The sequence below is a fragment of the uncultured Algoriphagus sp. genome (assembly GCF_963974365.1).
GTDB lineage: Bacteria > Bacteroidota > Bacteroidia > Cytophagales > Cyclobacteriaceae > Algoriphagus.
Genome location: NZ_CAXBBX010000025.1, coordinates 15582 through 32518 on the forward strand (window position 1 = coordinate 15582; position 16937 = coordinate 32518).

General features: G+C 40.1%; 12 protein-coding genes and 1 tRNA gene. 8 read left to right on the forward strand and 5 right to left on the reverse strand.

Features of this window, described 5'->3' with window-relative positions:
- The 3 genes from AACZ87_RS22370 to dnaG all read right to left on the reverse strand — a co-directional run bounded on the left by AACZ87_RS22370 (position 1) and on the right by dnaG (position 3970).
- Positions 1–642: a hypothetical protein gene (locus AACZ87_RS22370; protein ID WP_339870305.1), complete on the reverse strand. Its 642-nt coding sequence runs from the start codon at positions 640–642 to the stop codon at positions 1–3.
- 92 nt (positions 643–734) lie between these two features.
- On the reverse strand, positions 735–1946 hold the full coding sequence (locus AACZ87_RS22375; RefSeq protein WP_339870306.1) for a bifunctional 3,4-dihydroxy-2-butanone-4-phosphate synthase/GTP cyclohydrolase II: 1212 nt from the start codon (positions 1944–1946) through the stop codon (positions 735–737).
- 86 nt (positions 1947–2032) lie between these two features.
- A complete protein-coding gene (gene dnaG, locus AACZ87_RS22380; RefSeq protein ID WP_339870307.1) occupies positions 2033–3970 on the reverse strand; it encodes a DNA primase in 1938 nt (645 codons plus the stop codon).
- Between the two features lie 153 nt (positions 3971–4123).
- On the opposite strand from dnaG, the gene AACZ87_RS22385 reads away from it, so the two are divergent.
- The 6 genes from AACZ87_RS22385 to AACZ87_RS22410 all read left to right on the forward strand — a co-directional run bounded on the left by AACZ87_RS22385 (position 4124) and on the right by AACZ87_RS22410 (position 11588).
- Positions 4124–5218, forward strand: a complete 1095-nt coding sequence (locus tag AACZ87_RS22385) for an Mrp/NBP35 family ATP-binding protein (protein WP_339870308.1) — start codon at positions 4124–4126, stop codon at positions 5216–5218.
- Positions 5219–5222: 4 nt separating this feature from the next.
- A complete protein-coding gene (locus tag AACZ87_RS22390) occupies positions 5223–5471 on the forward strand; it encodes a NifU family protein (protein ID WP_339870309.1) in 249 nt (82 codons plus the stop codon).
- Positions 5472–5482: 11 nt separating this feature from the next.
- Positions 5483–8560, forward strand: a complete 3078-nt coding sequence (locus tag AACZ87_RS22395) for a M43 family zinc metalloprotease (RefSeq protein WP_339870310.1) — start codon at positions 5483–5485, stop codon at positions 8558–8560.
- Positions 8561–8789: 229 nt separating this feature from the next.
- Complete coding sequence (locus AACZ87_RS22400; protein WP_339870311.1) at positions 8790–9446, forward strand: PASTA domain-containing protein; 657 nt, start codon at positions 8790–8792, stop codon at positions 9444–9446.
- A 5-nt stretch (positions 9447–9451) separates the two neighbouring features.
- On the forward strand, positions 9452–11287 hold the full coding sequence (locus tag AACZ87_RS22405; RefSeq protein WP_339870313.1) for a T9SS type A sorting domain-containing protein: 1836 nt from the start codon (positions 9452–9454) through the stop codon (positions 11285–11287).
- A 4-nt stretch (positions 11288–11291) separates the two neighbouring features.
- The gene (locus tag AACZ87_RS22410) at positions 11292–11588 is read left to right on the forward strand and encodes a rhodanese-like domain-containing protein (RefSeq protein WP_339870314.1); all 297 of its coding nucleotides are present in this window, start codon (positions 11292–11294) and stop codon (positions 11586–11588) included.
- 36 nt (positions 11589–11624) lie between these two features.
- On the opposite strand, the gene AACZ87_RS22415 is transcribed toward AACZ87_RS22410, so the two are convergent.
- Positions 11625–12734 (reverse strand): site-2 protease family protein, encoded by a 1110-nt coding sequence (locus tag AACZ87_RS22415; RefSeq protein WP_339870315.1) that lies wholly within the window; start codon positions 12732–12734, stop codon positions 11625–11627.
- Entirely contained in the window at positions 12727–13356 is a 630-nt protein-coding gene (locus AACZ87_RS22420) for an HAD family phosphatase (RefSeq protein ID WP_339870316.1), read from the reverse strand. Before AACZ87_RS22420 ends, AACZ87_RS22415 begins: the two co-directional genes overlap by 8 nt.
- 103 nt (positions 13357–13459) lie before the next feature.
- Between AACZ87_RS22420 and AACZ87_RS22425 the strand changes: the two genes are divergently transcribed.
- Together AACZ87_RS22425 and AACZ87_RS22430 are read left to right on the forward strand one after the other, a co-directional pair.
- A tRNA-Ile gene (locus AACZ87_RS22425) sits at positions 13460–13533 on the forward strand.
- Between the two features lie 457 nt (positions 13534–13990).
- Positions 13991–16864 carry a triple tyrosine motif-containing protein gene (locus AACZ87_RS22430; RefSeq protein ID WP_339870317.1) on the forward strand — a complete coding sequence of 958 codons (2874 nt, stop codon included), beginning with the start codon at positions 13991–13993 and terminating at the stop codon, positions 16862–16864.
- The last annotated feature ends 73 nt before the right edge of the window (positions 16865–16937 follow it).

A 16937-nucleotide genomic window follows, 5' to 3' on the forward strand; every position in this document is an offset into this window, starting at 1 on the left:
TTAATTCAGATCGTTGTAATAAGCGGTAATTCGAAGTAAGTCGCCTCTCTTGTCATAATCCAGGCGATTTTTTCTCATAAAAAGTAATATCTCATCATCGTGCCCAGGAAGCATTTCAAAAAGATCTTTTTTCTTTTGGCTGTATTGTTCAATCTTCCCATTCTTCAGGAAATAATATTTGAACGCCAGTTTGTATCCCATCATTGATTGTGGCCCATAAAATGGATTCATGCCATACCCACCCATCATTCCATAGCCTCCCATTCCTCGGGAGTCGGTGGCCACGTATTCTCTACATAGCAATGCTACATCATCTCCTTCAGTCAGCACTTCAAAAAAGATGGGTGTCGCATAATCAGACCCTAATGCATATGGTAAACTGTAAAACTTCCGTACACCTCCATATACTTCATCAAACAATTCAAAAAAAGTCACATTTGTAGCAGAGAACGTTTCAACCGTTTGATTTTGGAGTTGAACTACGTTGTTATCTAGATCGTATTTGATCTCACCTCCATAAACTTGACCGTCTGTGGTATGAATATTACCCTTATGCCACATCTGAGAAGGAAATTGGTTCTGTGCAAATGAAGCAGCAATGCTCAGAAATAAGAAGCTAAGTAAAAATATCGCCTTTTTCATAATTTTCATCATGGTTTTATTAACGCAATAATTTTGAATCAGGTTGAATAGTGATAATACTTATTGACAAATATCAAGATAAGAACATTAGATCACTTCATAATATTGTGCCCCATTTTGTCCCTTTTGGTCTTAAGATATTTCTCGTTGTGTACGTTCGCAGGTATTTCAATAGGAACTTGCTCCACGATCTCTAATCCATAGCCGAGCAAGCCTACTCGCTTCTGGGGATTATTTGAAATCAATCGTAATTTCCTTACATCCAAATCTCTTAAAATTTGAGCTCCGACCCCATAATCTCTACTATCAGAAGGAAGACCTAGCGCAAGATTTGCCTGTACAGTATCCATCCCTTCTTCCTGAAGCTTGTATGCTTTCAGTTTATTGATCAAGCCAATTCCTCTGCCTTCCTGATTCATGTACAAGATTACTCCTTTGCCTTCCTTCTGAACCATTTGCATGGCTCCATGAAGCTGTGGGCCGCAATCACACCTGCATGATCCGAAAATGTCCCCAGTCATACAGGAAGAGTGCACCCTAACTAAAACCGGCTCATCCCTTTCCCATTTGCCCTTGATTAGCGCCAAGTGAAGCTCCTGAGTATTAGTCTGTCTAAAAGCAATCAATTCAAAATCACCAAAATCAGTGGGCAAATCCACACCAATTTCACGTTGGATCAGAGACTCGTGCTTGAGACGATAAGCGATCAAATCCTTGATTGAAATCAATTTCAGATTAAACTTCTTAGCAACATCAACCAAATCTGGAAGTCGCGCCATCGTTCCATCTTCATTCATTATCTCTACCAAAACTCCAGCAGGCGAAAATCCAGCCAAGCGAGCCAAATCAATAGCAGCTTCAGTATGCCCAGCTCTTCTTAGCACTCCGCCTCTTTTAGCTTTCAATGGAAAAATATGCCCGGGCTTGCCAAGTTCACTCGGATCGATAGAATCATCTACAAGTGCTTTGATCGTTTTTGCTCTATCAGAAGTAGAAATCCCGGTGGTACAGCCATGTCCTATCAAATCAACCGAAACTGTAAAGGGAGTCTCATAGGCGGCTGTATTATTGCCCACCATCATTTCCAACCCCAGTTTTTCGCAACGATCTTCGACCAAAGGCGCACATATCAGTCCACGACCGTGAGTCGCCATAAAATTGATGATTTCTGGAGTCACCGTCTCCGCGGCACATACGAAATCACCTTCATTTTCTCTATCCTCATCGTCCACTACGATGATCACCTCTCCATTTTTGATGGCTACAATAGCATCTTCAATTGGATCAAGAATATATTTTTCCACGAAATTTGTGTTTGGATTAGTACTTAGAAAGGCAAATTTACACGCTTTCGAATCTTAAACAGAAGGTAACCAAATAAAGTTTGGATTTAGCCAATGACAATCCCTAGCTCTTTGTCTATTTCAAGTTGCACTTTTTTGAGTTCAAAGTAGATCACCTGAAACTCATGAACTTGCTCATCATTCAGATGTTCAGATTCAGCATTCTTTATTTTCACTTTTGCTTCTTCCATCAGCTTTTGAACCATCTTTCTTTTAAGCCTCAAAATTGATTTAAAGCCCGTTAAAGTGAGATCGTCCGATTCTGTATTGATAATAATTTGATGGGTATCAGCCCAGTGATGCGATACTTCATGTCTAACAGTGACTAAGTCTATCACTTCTTTTTGAACTTCCTGATCTCCTAGCCCAATAAAATACTCGGAAGTAGGTATTTCTCCTTGAGCAAGGCTATTTCGATACAAATCCAAAATCCTGTTGTAGATAGGCGTAGTAAACTCCAGATCTTCAGTTTCAGAAAGTAAATACTGGCACAAATGCATTTCCTCATCACCAAGTTTCTGCCAACCATAATTCACCAAAATCCGAACCATCTCGCGTTCTTGAATTCTGAGGATTTCAGAAAATGAAGTTGCAGTCTCCTCCGGAATGAGTTCTTCCATTGCCTGCTCTGCAAAAAGGTCATCTTTCTGCTTATTGAAGTTTTCCTTCTGACCTTTTAGTAGGATTTTGTTCAGCTCTGCATGGATGATATCTTCCTCGATACCTAATAGGCCTGAAGCCTCTTTCGCATAGACAGATCTAATAATAGGATCAGGAATTTTACTAATACTTTGAACTACTTCGCGAATTACTTCCGCTTTTCTGATCGGGTTTTTAGTAAACTCCTCTTTATATAGACCGATTTTAAAGCCAATAAAATCACGGCTGTTAGTTTCTAAGTAATCTTGAAATGCCTGTGAACCAACTTTGCGGGAATAGCTATCCGGATCTTCCCCATCTGGAAAAACGACCGCTTTGACATTCAGACCACCTTCCAGCAAAAGATCAATCCCACGAAGAGAAGCTTTGATACCCGCAGCATCTCCATCATAAAGAACCGTCACCTGATCTGTAAAACGCTTGATCAGTTTGATTTGGCCTTCGGTCAATGAAGTGCCAGACGAAGCGACCACATTCTCTATTCCCGAAAGATGCAAGCTCACCACATCCGTATAGCCTTCTACGAGGTAGCAATTGTCTTTCTCCCGAATTGCTTTCTTCGCCTGAAACATCCCGTAGAGGACATCACTCTTGTGATAAACTGGTGTCTCAGGGGAATTGATGTATTTAGGTTGATTTTTATCCTTAGTGAGAATCCGAGCTCCGAAACCCAGCGGCTTCCCGCTAATGTTGTGAATAGCGAAAATGACGCGATTCCTAAAGCGATCGTAAACCCGGGATGCATCTCCTTCCTTTTGTAGAATCAATCCCGCTTTCAACAAAATCTCTTCCTTAAAACCAGCCGATTTAGCAGCACTGAGGAGGTTATCCCAGCCATCCAAAGCATATCCCAAATCGAATTTCTCAATAATGGAAGGAGTAAATCCGCGCTCTTTGAAATAGCTCAGCCCAATTGACTTACCTTCTTGAGTTTGAAGATTTTTGACAAAAAAGTCCCTAGTAAATCCCAAGGCGATCAGTAAGCTTTCCCGCTCATTTTGAGCTTCATTCTGCTCAGGAGTACGGGTTTCATCTTCCTCTACCTCAATTCCATACCGCCCGGCTATGTGTTTAATTGCCTCTTGAAAACCAATGCCTTCAATATCCATTATGAACTGGATTGGATCCCCAGCTTTACCACAGCCAAAGCATTTATAGATTTGTTTGGCTGGTGAAATTGAAAATGAAGGAGTCTTTTCTCCATGGAACGGACAGTTGGCCCAGAGATTCTGACCTTTCTTTTTCATAGGCAAATAGTCGCCGATCACCTCTTCGATGTCCATGCGTTCTTTGACCTTGTCCGTAGTAAGTTTACTAATACCCATAAGAAAATGTATGAAGCAAAGTTAATCGCTCAATCTAAAAAATTAGAACTTTCTGCAGTCTCATCGAGTTCACTAGTACAATACATTTACCCGATTCTTTATTTAGAAGTCTTTAAGCTCTAAATTGCGCAAAATTACAACAACGATTACCTCATGCAGTTAACTAAGGATAATATCCTGAAAACACTCTCCCGAGTTCAAGATCCAGATCTAAAAAAAGATTTGGTGACTTTGGGAATGATCCAGAAAATAGAAATCAATGGTACTGATGTCAGCTTCAATGTAGTCTTAACTACACCTGCCTGCCCTCTCAAAGAAGTCATCAAGAATAACTGCTTGGAGGCTTTGGAAGAGGATTTTGGTAAAGAACCTAAGTGGGATTTATTCATGACTTCTCAGGTGACTACCATCAGAGATGCTGCCCCCGTTCTACCTCAAGTCAAAAATATAATCGCAATAGCTTCAGGAAAAGGCGGAGTGGGTAAATCTACCACCGCTGTTAATCTTGCAGTTTCCTTGGCAAAATCAGGAGCAAAAGTTGGATTGATCGATGCGGATATATCAGGTCCTTCGATCCCTACTATGTTCAATGTGGAAGCAGAGCAACCTGCAGTAAAAAAAGTAGGTGATAAGAATATTATCGTTCCTATCGAGCAATACGGAGTGAAACTGATGTCTATAGGTTTTCTGACTCCTGTAGATAGTGCAGTAGTCTGGAGAGGTCCGATGGCTAGTTCTGCTTTGAAGCAGTTTATCTCTGATGTAGAATGGGGTGAGCTGGATTACCTGTTGATTGATTTACCTCCAGGAACCTCCGACATACACCTGACTATGGTACAAACTGTCCCAGTGACTGGCGCGGTGATCGTGACAACTCCTCAGAAAGTCGCTTTGGCAGATGCTAATAAGGGATTATCGATGTTCAGACAGCCACAAATTAACGTACCCATCTTAGGTGTTATTGAAAATATGGCTTATTTTACACCCGAAGAGTTACCGGATAATAAGTATTACCTATTTGGTAAGGAAGGTGGAAAAAAGCTGGCTGAGAAATATGATGTGCCATTTTTGGGAGAAATTCCAATCGTGCAGAGTATCAGAGAAAGTGGGGACTCAGGCTATCCAGCAGTGCTAAAGAATGGAATCACCCAACAATCATATATGAACCTGGCAGAGGAAATAGCCAGACAAATTGCCATTAGAAATGCTTCTCAAAATAAAACTGAGGTAGTAGAAATAAAAGCTTAAGAATATGCAACCAGAACTTAGAGAACAAATAGAATTTGCACTTGATACAATTCGCCCATATCTGGAAGCAGATGGAGGAAATGTGAGGATAGTAGAACTTACCGACGACATGGTTCTAAAGCTAGAATTACTTGGCTCATGTGGCTCTTGCCCAATGTCAACTATGACTTTGAAAGCAGGTGTAGAAGAAGCTATCAAGCGTGCAATTCCTGAAATCACACGAGTTGAAGCTGTTAACCTAACCGTTGCTTAATTATCATTTGAATGAAAATAGGTTTACGGGTTATTGACAAAGCCACTATGCTCCTACTCGGAGCGTTTTTTGTGTTTTCATCAGGCTTTGCGCAGCAATTCCAAACTTTTGATATCACAGATCAACTCATTCAGAATTCTACTCATACACACCGCGAGAAATGTGGTCATGTGATTTTGGAACAAAAAATGGAGAAGGAAATGGGTTATTTTGGCTCAAAACCATTTTTTGAAAAATGGATCGATGATAAGATTCAAGACAAAACTTACCAACCACAAATATTTTCTAGGACAAACGTCGATCCTATTCTGATACCAGTTGTGGTTCACATTATTCATAATGGAACTCCTGAAGGTCAAGGAGCAAATGTTCCGCTTTCTCAGATACAGGAGCAGATCAGAATCTTAAATGAAGATTTCCAGCGACTTAATGCTGATGCTTCAAACACTCCTGCAGAATTCCTGCCAGTTGCCGGATCGATAAATATTGAATTTGTACTTGCTAAGCAAAATCCGATGGGTCTTCCTACTGATGGTATTACCCGGACAGTAGGTCCAAAATCTTCCTATGACCCTAATGTAGATGCAACCACCATAGGTCAAGTAATACAATGGGATCCAAATATCTACATGAATCTTTATGTGACTCCATTAATCAGTCCCTACATAGGTTATTCATCCTTCCCTATATCTGATTTACCTGGGCTTTCTGGAGCTCCATCATCCTCTATTACAGATGGAGTAGTAATTGACTATCGGTATTTTGGCATAGGTGGAAATGCTGTTTCAGCTTCGAAAGGCAGAACTGCTACGCATGAAGTAGGGCATTTCTTTGGCCTACGTCATATTTGGGGAGATGGAGGATGCGGAGTAGACGATTTTGTAGCGGATACACCTTTACAGGATAATTCAAATTCAAATTGTAGCGCAAACGCAACTCGTTTCAGCTGTGACTCAAATGATATGATCCAGAATTTCATGGATTATACTCCTGATGCGTGTATGAATATTTTTACCAAAGGCCAGGTGGAGCGATTTGAAGTAGTGCTAGCCAATAGCCCTAGAAGAGTTACACTAATCAACAACAGAGCTACTCAGGAACCTGAACTTGCAGAAAACGATTTGGCTATCTCACGTGTGATCGAGCCTGGTGACTTTGTTTGTGACCCAACGATCAATCCAACCATTGAGCTATTGAATGCAGGCAAAAACACGTTGACTTCAGGTAGGGTTGAACTTCGAAGAAATGGTACATTACTAGAATCCAAGCGATTTACTTTTAACCTAAAAACAGGTGAAAGTATTGTGGTTAACTTCAATGAATTCACACTTTTACCAACTAGCAACAGAGTAGAATTCAAGATTACGCAGACGAACGATGTGGCTGATGTAATCACCACGAATAATAGCAGAGTTGTCAATCCTATTCAGGAAGAGGCGATTGAGTTACCTTATACGACCAACCTCTCTACCTTCCCTACCCCGTGGACTGTCACCAATCCTGATGATTTGCTTACCTGGGAGAAGAAAACACTTACAATTTCTGGCACAGCACAGGATGTGGTGTATGTTAGGCACTTTGATTATGAAGCCCCGGGCCAATTGGATTATTACACTTCTCCAATTATTGATCTTACGAAATATCCAAATGCACAACTTGTATTTGAAATGGCTTATGCACAGTACGATCAAGCTGGATATTCAGATAAATTAATCGTAGCGGTTTCGCAGGATTGCGGAAACATATTTGATATCGCAAACGCCTCGTATAATAAGTCAGGCCAATCTTTGGAGACTTCAGCTGCTACGTTGGACGAATTTATCCCAACAAATAATAATCAGTTCAGAACCGAACTGGTCAACCTTTCTGAATTTTCCGATTTAGGATCAGTACGTTTAGCCTTCATAACTGAGAATAGCTATGGGAACAACATTTATATCAAGAACATTAGAATTCTTCCAAACGAAGAATTTAAATATGACATGAGAGTGGATGAGATTCTGGTTCCTACGCCAATCTCTGACGGTACTGCCGAAGAGGAGGTAATTACATTGACAAATACTGGGAACCTTCCTATTTCAAGTTTCCTCTTCACGAGGTCAACCAATAATTCCGGATCTCAGACCTTCGTGGCAAATGGAGCATCTGTAGCACCTGGGGAGACTTTTAACGTGAGCACTCCAATCTCTACTTCATCCGGTAAAAATGTAATTAAGTTCATTACTTCTGCTCCGAATTTTGACCAGAATGGAAACAATTCTGACAGTCTCTCTAAATACGTACTAGTAGATTCGACCACTATTACGGTTCCCTGGAGACAAAACTTCAATAACTCCGGCTCATTCACTCCGTGGCAAACTATCAACCCTGAAAAAGATGCCCTGCCTTGGGTCCTTACTTCTATTACTTCTGGCGAGGGACCTAATAGAGTAGCCAAACTTACTACGAGTAATTCTGGTCAGTCCTACTGGTTAGGCACCCCGATCTTCGATTTGTCCGTAAGCCGACAAGCGAGTATTTTCTTTGATTTGGCAGCAGGTCAAGTGAATGCTTCCACTACCTTGAAAGTGCTCGCAAGCGCAAATGGAGGAAACGATTATGCAGAAGTATGGACAGCTAGTGGAGCAGAATTATCTACAGTTTCTGTAGGTGAAGCAAATCCAAATTCCCCAGGCGACTACGTTAGAAAATTCATAAATCTGACAGAGTTTGCTGGTTCAGATAAAACTTCAGTTCGGCTTGCCTTTGTGGTAGAAAATGGAACTACGTCCGACTCTCCTATTTATCTTGATAATATTGAGCTTTTCTTGAATGCCAATCCAGAGCCAGTAATTCCAGCAGTAGGCATGTCAGTGCTTTATCCTAATCCTGCCCGCGAAGTATTTAATTTAGCATTCAATTTGCCTGATTTTGAGGATGTGACTATACTAGTGATCTCTAGCACTGGAGCAGTGGTGCAAGAAATTGAATATCCGGGAACCTTAAACCAGACATATTCTTTTAGTACGCAATTGTTTTCCAAGGGAGTATTTATCGTGAAAATCTCCAGCAATACAATCCGGGAAACGAGGAGGTTAATTATTAATTAATCAAAAATAAGCCGAAGAAAACCTCTTCGGCTTATTTTTTGCCTAGGAATTCACTTGTATAAGAGGAATTCTTCGTTGTAAGGATTGAATTTCCCGCTTATCTTTAACTATTAAAATTTCTCAAGTATTTCATTCAGCAACTCTTTTGAAAAAGATATTAATTAACCTTGTCGTGATTATTGGAATATCCGTTTTACTGGGATTCCTTTTTTTGAAAATCTACCTTCCCATGTATACCAATCATGGTGAATCCGTCTCAGTACCGGATTTATCTGGCTACACGTTTGATGAAGGTGTCGATATTTTGGATCGCACCGGTCTTCAATACGAAGTTTCTCTTGACTCAGGCTTTAACACCGATCTCAAGACTTTTGCCATTCTAAAGCAAATTCCGGAAGCAAATGCTCAGGTAAAAACTGGTAAAACTGTCTACATCACCCTGAATGCTAAAAATCCACCGATGTTAAAAATGCCAAATTTGGTTAATACGCATTTGAAAAACGTGCAGGACATTTTGGCTAACATGGGACTAGAAAGAGGCGACATCGTCTACGTGCCGGATATTGCTACCAATGTAGTACTAGAGCAAAAATATAGAGGAGTAAATGTGCGCGAAGGTTTCGAAATTCCTAAAGGAGCAAGAATTGATTTAGTAGTAGGTGATGGAATGGGCAATCAAATTTTGGCAGTTCCTAATCTTAGCGGTATGGATGAAGTGGAAGCGGAGTTTTTGATTTTGGGTTCTAGTCTTAGAGTGGGCGAAAAATTCTATATTGATACAGATTCTGTAGGTGCAGGAAAAGTCTTAAGGCAAAGTCCACCGGCATCTCAGCAAGTGAAAACCGGTGAATTAATCGATCTCTGGATTGCTAAGGGTAATTTTTAAGCTAAATGCTCAAAACACTTCACATATTCCGAATGATAGGGCTAGTCATAGCCCTTTTCATTTCGACTTTGGCTTATGGCCAATTGGTGGAGTTTGCCCCTATCCCCCATCAAAAAATCAAGAGTCACTCCTTTTTCGAAATAAATTCTAGAATTTCCCAACGTAATGTGCTCCCTTTTTGGGATGACTTTTCCCAAGGTATAGACACGCTAAAGTGGACAGTTTCTGGCGCGTCTTACACAGAAACCATTGGCCTGAATGCCCCATCGATTGGAATGATCCTTTTTGATGGAGTAGATAGCAATGGCAATCCCTATTCACTTTCACAGCAGGATCAGGGAGAAACAGACTACCTAACTTCGAAGCCATTCGACCTAAGTTCTCTAGGTACATCAGACAGTGAGAGCCTATACCTAAGCTTCTTTTGGCAAGCCGCAGGAAGAGCTGAACTTCCCGATGAAGCCGACCAATTTACCTTACAGATTCTGAATGCTGAAGGAAATTGGGTTACCATCTGGAGGCAATTAGGAGGAGTGGGAATTGATACAGAGATTTTTAACCAAGAAAACATAAAGATCCTTCCTATTTGGCAACATGATTCTTTCCAATTCAGATTCTTTTCCGAAGGAAGGCAATCAGGACCCTTTGACAGCTGGCTAATCGACTACATTTATCTAAACGATGGACGTTCTGCCACGGACCTAGCTTATAAGGACAGAAGCCTCACTAGGAAAAACGAACTTCGGATCGGTCATTATGGAGCCTACCCATATACCTTATTGGAGGCGAATCAAGATGGTAATTGGAGCACCATTCAAAATGAATTCTATAACCTGGAAAATCGCTTTAGAGCGATGGAATATGCTATGGTGATCAGTGATTCTTCCACGATGTCTACTACCCCCATCAATCTCAATACACCTTTTAATCCGGTTCCTAATGCTTTGGAAAGAAGAGAATTTGAAAGTCGGCAATTTGAAAACTTACCCATTCCTTCCAATGAGACAGTTTTGGAAATTATCACTTCACTAACTTCAGGAGATAACTTGCTTTTCGAAGTAAACGGAGGTGATACCACCTTCTTCCAAACTGTGAATTATGAGTTGAATGATACAGTTAGAACTTCTTTTCCGCTATTAGATTACTTTGCCTACGACAATGGATCTGCTGATTATGCTGCTGGGATCAACCAGCGATCTGGTCAGTTAGCAGTGCTTTACAATACTCCACAAGAAGTTTACCTTAAGGGGATCTCGATCAATTTCACCAATCCCAATCAAGCAAACCAAGCTGTAGACATCAATGTATGGAAAGATCTGGACGAGAATCCTATTTTCACAAGAGAAGATCTAATTGCTGTAAAAGAAGCTGGACAGGAATTTCTTTATTACTCCTTAGATACTAATATCAAGGTAGATGGGGATTTTTATATTGGATTTACTCAGTTCACAAATGACTTTATTCATGTTGGGCTAGATAAGGTAAATGACCAAGGAGACAAGCTATTCTACAACGTTGTTGGAGCTTGGGCACAAAACGATGAGATTCGAGGTTCATTGATGATAAGACCTCACATTAGCCTTGATCCTCCATTCGAAACTCCTGCTGCAGCTGAACAAAGCATACGTATCTACCCTAATCCAGTAGAGACGCTGCTCAACTTAGAGGGTACATTTGATGAAGTTAGGGTTTTTGATTCCTTCGGAAGAGAAATTTTTCTGGAGAGGCAACTTTCATCAAAAGGAGAAATTGTTAATTTTAACGGACAGCGTCCCGGTGTGTATGTGCTTAATCTTACCACGGAAGCTGGTCTGCAATCGTATAGAATTTTAGTTAAATAATAATATGGAAGACATAACTGTAGAAGACCTGAAATCCAGATTGGATAATAATGAGAAATTCGTATTTCTTGACGTTCGTGAAGAATGGGAATATGATGATGATAATTTAGGAGCGAAAAATATCCCATTGGCGGATCTACCAACTCGCCTCGAGGAGTTGGAAAGCTACAAAGACACCGAAATAGTCGTTCACTGTCGTTCTGGCGCTAGAAGTATGAATGCTAAGAAATTCCTTGAATCAAAAGGGTTTTCAAAGGTCCGAAATACAACAGGTGGGATTTTAGCCTACAGAAATTTATAACAGACTCCCTTCGGGGAGTTTTTTTATGGGCATTGGTTAGGTAAAAATGAATGGTCTAGGTGAAAAACATAGGATGAAGATCACAATAGCCAACCATCCCAGGATTTTTCTTTTCCTATCCATTTCCTTTAATCCTGATACTTCCGGATGATTAATCCCCATTATTCTTCCCAGCAAAAAGCTGTAAAACAGCCAACCTTGGTAGCCTTGTAGGTCTGGTTTTACGAATGCCAATGCATATTGTAATGCAGCTATCGCCAGCGCAAGGGTAACCCTATTCTTCAAACTAAGCCCCGACTTAGTGAAGCATATAAACAAAAAGCCTATATACAATGGAATCCACAGCATCAGATCTTCTATCGGTGAATAAGGGCTGATCATCCCCAATCCGGCATAAAATATAAATAGAATGTAAGCCACCAGAGAGATCTCCTTGTGACGCTTCGGAAATAGCCCAAAGACGACATGTCCACCATCCAGCTGACCTATTGGAAGTAAATTCAAGGCTGTGAAAAACAAAGCCAAAAATCCTGCAAATAAATAGGGATAGTGAATTACTTCTGACATACCAGGCATTCGGTCTGGGTCGCCAAATATTTCACCCAAACCCCAGAAGAGTATATTATTTCCCAATTCAAAATCAAGTGCTCCTTCTTCCAAACCTTGATAAGTAGGATCAGCGTATTCAGGATGAATAGAATAGATGTAATCAGCCTCTGGGAGTGTGGAAAAACCATACACGAGCACTCCCAAAGCCATGACGAAACCTGCTAATGGTCCTGCCACACCTATATCGAAGAATTTTTTACGACTGTTAAGAAAACCCTTCATTTGAATCACTGCCCCGAAAGTACCTATACTTGGAGCTCCAATAAATCCCAACCAACCTGGAATAAAAAAAGGGAGAGTACATTTTACCTTATGATAAATTGCTGTAAAAAAATGACCTAATTCATGTATCAGGAGAATTCCTATAAATGGAATTGAAAATGCCATGGACTTCCAGAAGAATTCCCACGTAAGGAGAGACTCCCCTTCACCAAATACGGATTTCAGATAGACCCACTCAGAGCCCGCTAAAGTGGTAGTAATTAGTGTTGCTAGAAATAAAATTCCGTGACGGAGGTATTCTTTTTTGCTATACATTCTTAAAATAATCGAAAATAACTTCAGGTCCTGTCACATGCACTGCCTGAATACCGACTGCTTTGGCACCTTCCACATTGGCGATTAGATCATCAAAAAACACCACTCGATCTCCAGATGTCCCGAGTTCCATTAGCATTTTCTCATAGATCTCAGCCGATGGTTTAGCCAGTCCCATTTCATGACTTAGAAAAACCCAATCAAAAATGGGATCGAAATTTTCTAAGCTATGATCTTCCCTTAAAATTTTATTTACAGCATTAATGTGGATCAAATTTGTATTGCTTAATACGCCAACCTGAAAATTTTCTCTCAATTTTAAAATTAATTCGAGTCTTTCTGCGGGAATTTTGAGAAGCAAACTGTTCCACAATTCATCTACTTTTTCATCTGTCCAGCCTTGTCCAAAGTAGCTATTAACCTCTTGCCGAAACGCATCTGAATTGATTCTACCCACCTCATAATCCTTATGGAAATCAGTTAGATAAAAGCCATCCACTTTCTCGTGAAACTCATTAGAAATTTCCTGTTTGATAAGCTGCATCGACTTCTGATAATCAATATCAATAATGACATTGCCTAAATCAAAAATCAAAAAGTCTGCATCGGGTGCATTTTTCATTCGAAATATAGGTTGTGTATTTGCATTCAAATATGTAACATTGCACTCCGAAAACCAAGGTTTACGGCTAATACAAGCCAAAACCTGAAGTTTTCTTAGTCTCGGGCCTATAGCTCATTCGGTTAGAGCAACTGACTCATAATCAGTAGGTGCTTGGTTCGATTCCAAGTGGGCCCACAAGCCATTCGTTGATTCGGATGGCTTTTTTTTTAATCCTTTATGATAGTAGCTATATACTTTCAGGCCTTCATTTTCCAATTTTAGGCGTAGACCAATCAATATATTTTTGAATCACGGATTGTCAAGCACCTTAGACACTGACGCTAGAGTCTATTTTTCTCAACAACTATTCTTTATTAAAATAAAATCAAGGGGACACTAAGTAATTGCTTAGTAACTCTTAGAATCACTATAGCTGCTGGATAGCTTTAGGAAAAAAATCACTTTCGAAACCTCATCTAAGACTTTCGCTTGATTAAGCTTTTCAATTCTCTAAGCCAATTACTCAAACACAGTAATTACCATTAAAAAAAGAGAGAACTGAATCTTTTCACCATTCTTATAGTTTTGTGGATTCTATACTATTTCCAGGGATGGAATTAGAAATATAAAACCAACTATTTCTCGAAACTGAATGAAAAATGTCCTTCTGACATTTCTATTGCTTTTTGCATTGCTTCAGCCGGCGATATCACAGACGGAGCTTGCCTCTCCCAAAATCAGGAATTTCACAAATAAAATCTATCAAGGAGGACTTCAAAATTGGGGAGCTATCCAAGACGAAAAAGGAATTATCTACTTTGGAAATAACGAAGGCTTGCTCACTTTTAATGGCAACTTCTGGGAACGTTATCAACTTCCCAATCAGACTATCATCCGATCTGTAAAATTCGATTCCAAAAACCGCCTCTTCGTGGGCGGCCAAGATGAAATTGGATATTTTCAGGCAGCAGTAAATGGTCAGTTGAAATTCCATTCCCTCAAACCTCTCATTCCCGAAAGTGACAGAACCTTCGCTGACATCTGGAAGGTGGAAAATCGTGACGACGAATTCTTTTTTCTGGAGCACAACAGGATTTATCATTTCAAAAATGAGGTGATGCAGGTATTCACTTCAAAGTCCGAATGGCTCTACCTCGGAGTAGTAAATGACCGAGTTTTCGCACAGGACAAAGATTCTGGTCTGATGGAATTTTCCAATGGCATTTGGAAAACTGTTTTTGAATCAGGAACTCCTCAGCTTCCACATATAGTCAGCATACTTCCTTTTGAAAACAATAAGTTGCTTATCAGTACTATCTCTGGTGGCATGTATTTGCTGGAAGATTTTAAATGGCGATCCTTCTCCACGTCTGTTGATAGCATACTGAAAAGCAGCTGGGTAAATGCAGTGAGTCAAATTGACAAAAATACTTATGCCATAGGCACCAAATCTTCTGGAGTTTTGATCATCAATTCCCAAGGCAAACTGATTCAGCAATTCACGTATGCCCAAGGGTTACAGACGAATAATGTTAGGAGTGTTTTTGTAGACAAAGACTTTGGTTTATGGATTGGATTAGATGATGGAATAGACTACGTAGATTTCCAAAATCCGATCAAAGAAATACAACCTGACGCCGGAAAGCGAGTGTCTGGATATACTGCTTTGACTTTTAATGACCAACTTTACCTAGGCACTTCCGATGGACTCTACAAATTCACAATCACTGCCCATCACTCCGACATGAGCCTATCTAAAGGTAATTTTTCTCTTATAGAAGGGTCTGAAGGGCAAGTTTGGAAAGTGCAGGAGATTAATAATCGCTTACTTATGGGGCATGAAAATGGGGCCTATGAAATTTCTCAAAATCACACTAAACCAATTTTCAAAAACACCGGCGCATGGATATTTCAACCTGCTACGGCAATTTTTCCAAGTCCAAAAATCTTCGTAGGAACCTATACAGGCATGAAAGTGCTCGAAGAAAAAGGAGCAGCCCTCAGTGATCGAGGCTCGATGGGCGAACTCACAGAATCGCTAAGATTTTTGAAAATGCAATTCAACTCTAACGAGCTATGGGGTTCACATCCGTATCGAGGCATCTATCGCCAGCAACTCTCCGACGATTTTTCGCAAGTGAGGAAAACAACCACTTATACTGCCAAAGACGGCTTGCCTTCAGATCTATACAACTATGCTTTTCAGGTAAAAAATAGAATCCTTATAGCAACTGAATCTGGGATTTATGAATTTGATCCGAATGAAAATAAATTTCATCAATCCGATATTTTCAAAGGGGTATTGCGTGGAAAAAGCGTTCAATATCTGAAGGAAGATCAGGAAGGCAATGTTTGGTTTGTCTCCAACAAAAGAATCGGAGTCATAGACTACAGCACGCCAAGTGAAGAACTACCTTTCACTATCATTTACCTACCCGAACTTTCCGGCAATATCATAGGTGGACATGAATTTATTTATCCGATTGATTCTGAAAACATTCTGGTTGGATCCAACAAGGGGTTTTTCCATATCAATTACGAGCAATACAAAAAACGTATAAGTCGCCCAAATAGCTGGATAGGCAAGGCAAGTTTATTCGGACAGCAGGACACTGTAATTTATAGCATGAACATGGAGAAAGTAGAAGAAAAGGCTAATCTCCCAGAATTTCTTCACAATATGAATTCCATTCATCTGGAATATACTTCTACTACTTTCCGCCAACTAGACAATTTGGAATATAGCTATCGCCTGCAGAATTTTGATCAGAACTGGAGTGAATGGACGGATAAAAGCGAAAAGGACTATACAAACCTCGGCGCCGGTATCTACACCTTCGAAGTAAAATCAAGAAACAACTTAGGCAACGAATCAGAAATTGCCAGCTACTCATTCAAGATCCTCCCTGCCTGGTACGAGACGATTTGGGCATATTTATTCTATTTAATAGTTATGGCAGCGATACTTTTCTGGTTTTTCATCAGACAGAAAAGAAAGCACGCTATGGACAAAAAACATCTCAGCAATAAGCATAATCTTGCTTTGGAGCGCACAGAAAAGGAAATCGTGCAGCTAAAAAATGATAAACTCCAAGCTGAGATCAACTATAAAAATCAAGAACTTGGATCTACTACCATGCACTTGCTTCAGCGAGGCAAAGTACTTTCAAAAATAAAAGAGGAACTAATGGCAGATGGTCAAGCAACACTTGATGCCAAGAAAGTAATCCGGCTCATCACTGAGGTAGAACGGAAAGACGAGGATTGGGACCGATTCGCGATCCATTTTGATCATGTACATTCTAATTTTTTGACGGTTCTAAAGGAACAATTCCCCACGCTCACCTCCAACGAGCTCAAACTTTGTGCTTTTGTAAAAATGAATCTCTCTTCCAAAGAGATTGCTGATCTGATGAGTATATCACTGAAAGCAGTGGAAGTGGGAAGATATAGGCTTCGAAAAAAACTGCAAATAAATACAGAAGTAAACCTTCATGATTTTTTAATCCGAATTACTGATTCCTAAAAGTTCCACTTTTGAGAGTAAGTACAAAGTCAATTCCCCACTGATAACTTCATTGATCCACCCATCAAATCCA

What these genes read in the sequence shown, in the direction of transcription:
- AACZ87_RS22370 (WP_339870305.1), bottom strand. Translation starts at nt 642, where the DNA reads ATGAAAAAGGCGATATTTTTACTTAGCTTCTTATTTCTGAGCATTGCT.
- dnaG (WP_339870307.1), bottom strand. Translation starts at nt 3,970, where the DNA reads ATGGGTATTAGTAAACTTACTACGGACAAGGTCAAAGAACGCATGGAC.
- AACZ87_RS22385 (WP_339870308.1), top strand. Translation starts at nt 4,124, where the DNA reads ATGCAGTTAACTAAGGATAATATCCTGAAAACACTCTCCCGAGTTCAA.
- AACZ87_RS22390 (WP_339870309.1), top strand. Translation starts at nt 5,223, where the DNA reads ATGCAACCAGAACTTAGAGAACAAATAGAATTTGCACTTGATACAATT.
- AACZ87_RS22395 (WP_339870310.1), top strand. Translation starts at nt 5,483, where the DNA reads ATGAAAATAGGTTTACGGGTTATTGACAAAGCCACTATGCTCCTACTC.
- AACZ87_RS22400 (WP_339870311.1), top strand. Translation starts at nt 8,790, where the DNA reads ATGTATACCAATCATGGTGAATCCGTCTCAGTACCGGATTTATCTGGC.
- AACZ87_RS22405 (WP_339870313.1), top strand. Translation starts at nt 9,452, where the DNA reads ATGCTCAAAACACTTCACATATTCCGAATGATAGGGCTAGTCATAGCC.
- AACZ87_RS22410 (WP_339870314.1), top strand. Translation starts at nt 11,292, where the DNA reads ATGGAAGACATAACTGTAGAAGACCTGAAATCCAGATTGGATAATAAT.
- AACZ87_RS22415 (WP_339870315.1), bottom strand. Translation starts at nt 12,734, where the DNA reads ATGTATAGCAAAAAAGAATACCTCCGTCACGGAATTTTATTTCTAGCA.
- AACZ87_RS22420 (WP_339870316.1), bottom strand. Translation starts at nt 13,356, where the DNA reads ATGAAAAATGCACCCGATGCAGACTTTTTGATTTTTGATTTAGGCAAT.
- AACZ87_RS22430 (WP_339870317.1), top strand. Translation starts at nt 13,991, where the DNA reads ATGAAAAATGTCCTTCTGACATTTCTATTGCTTTTTGCATTGCTTCAG.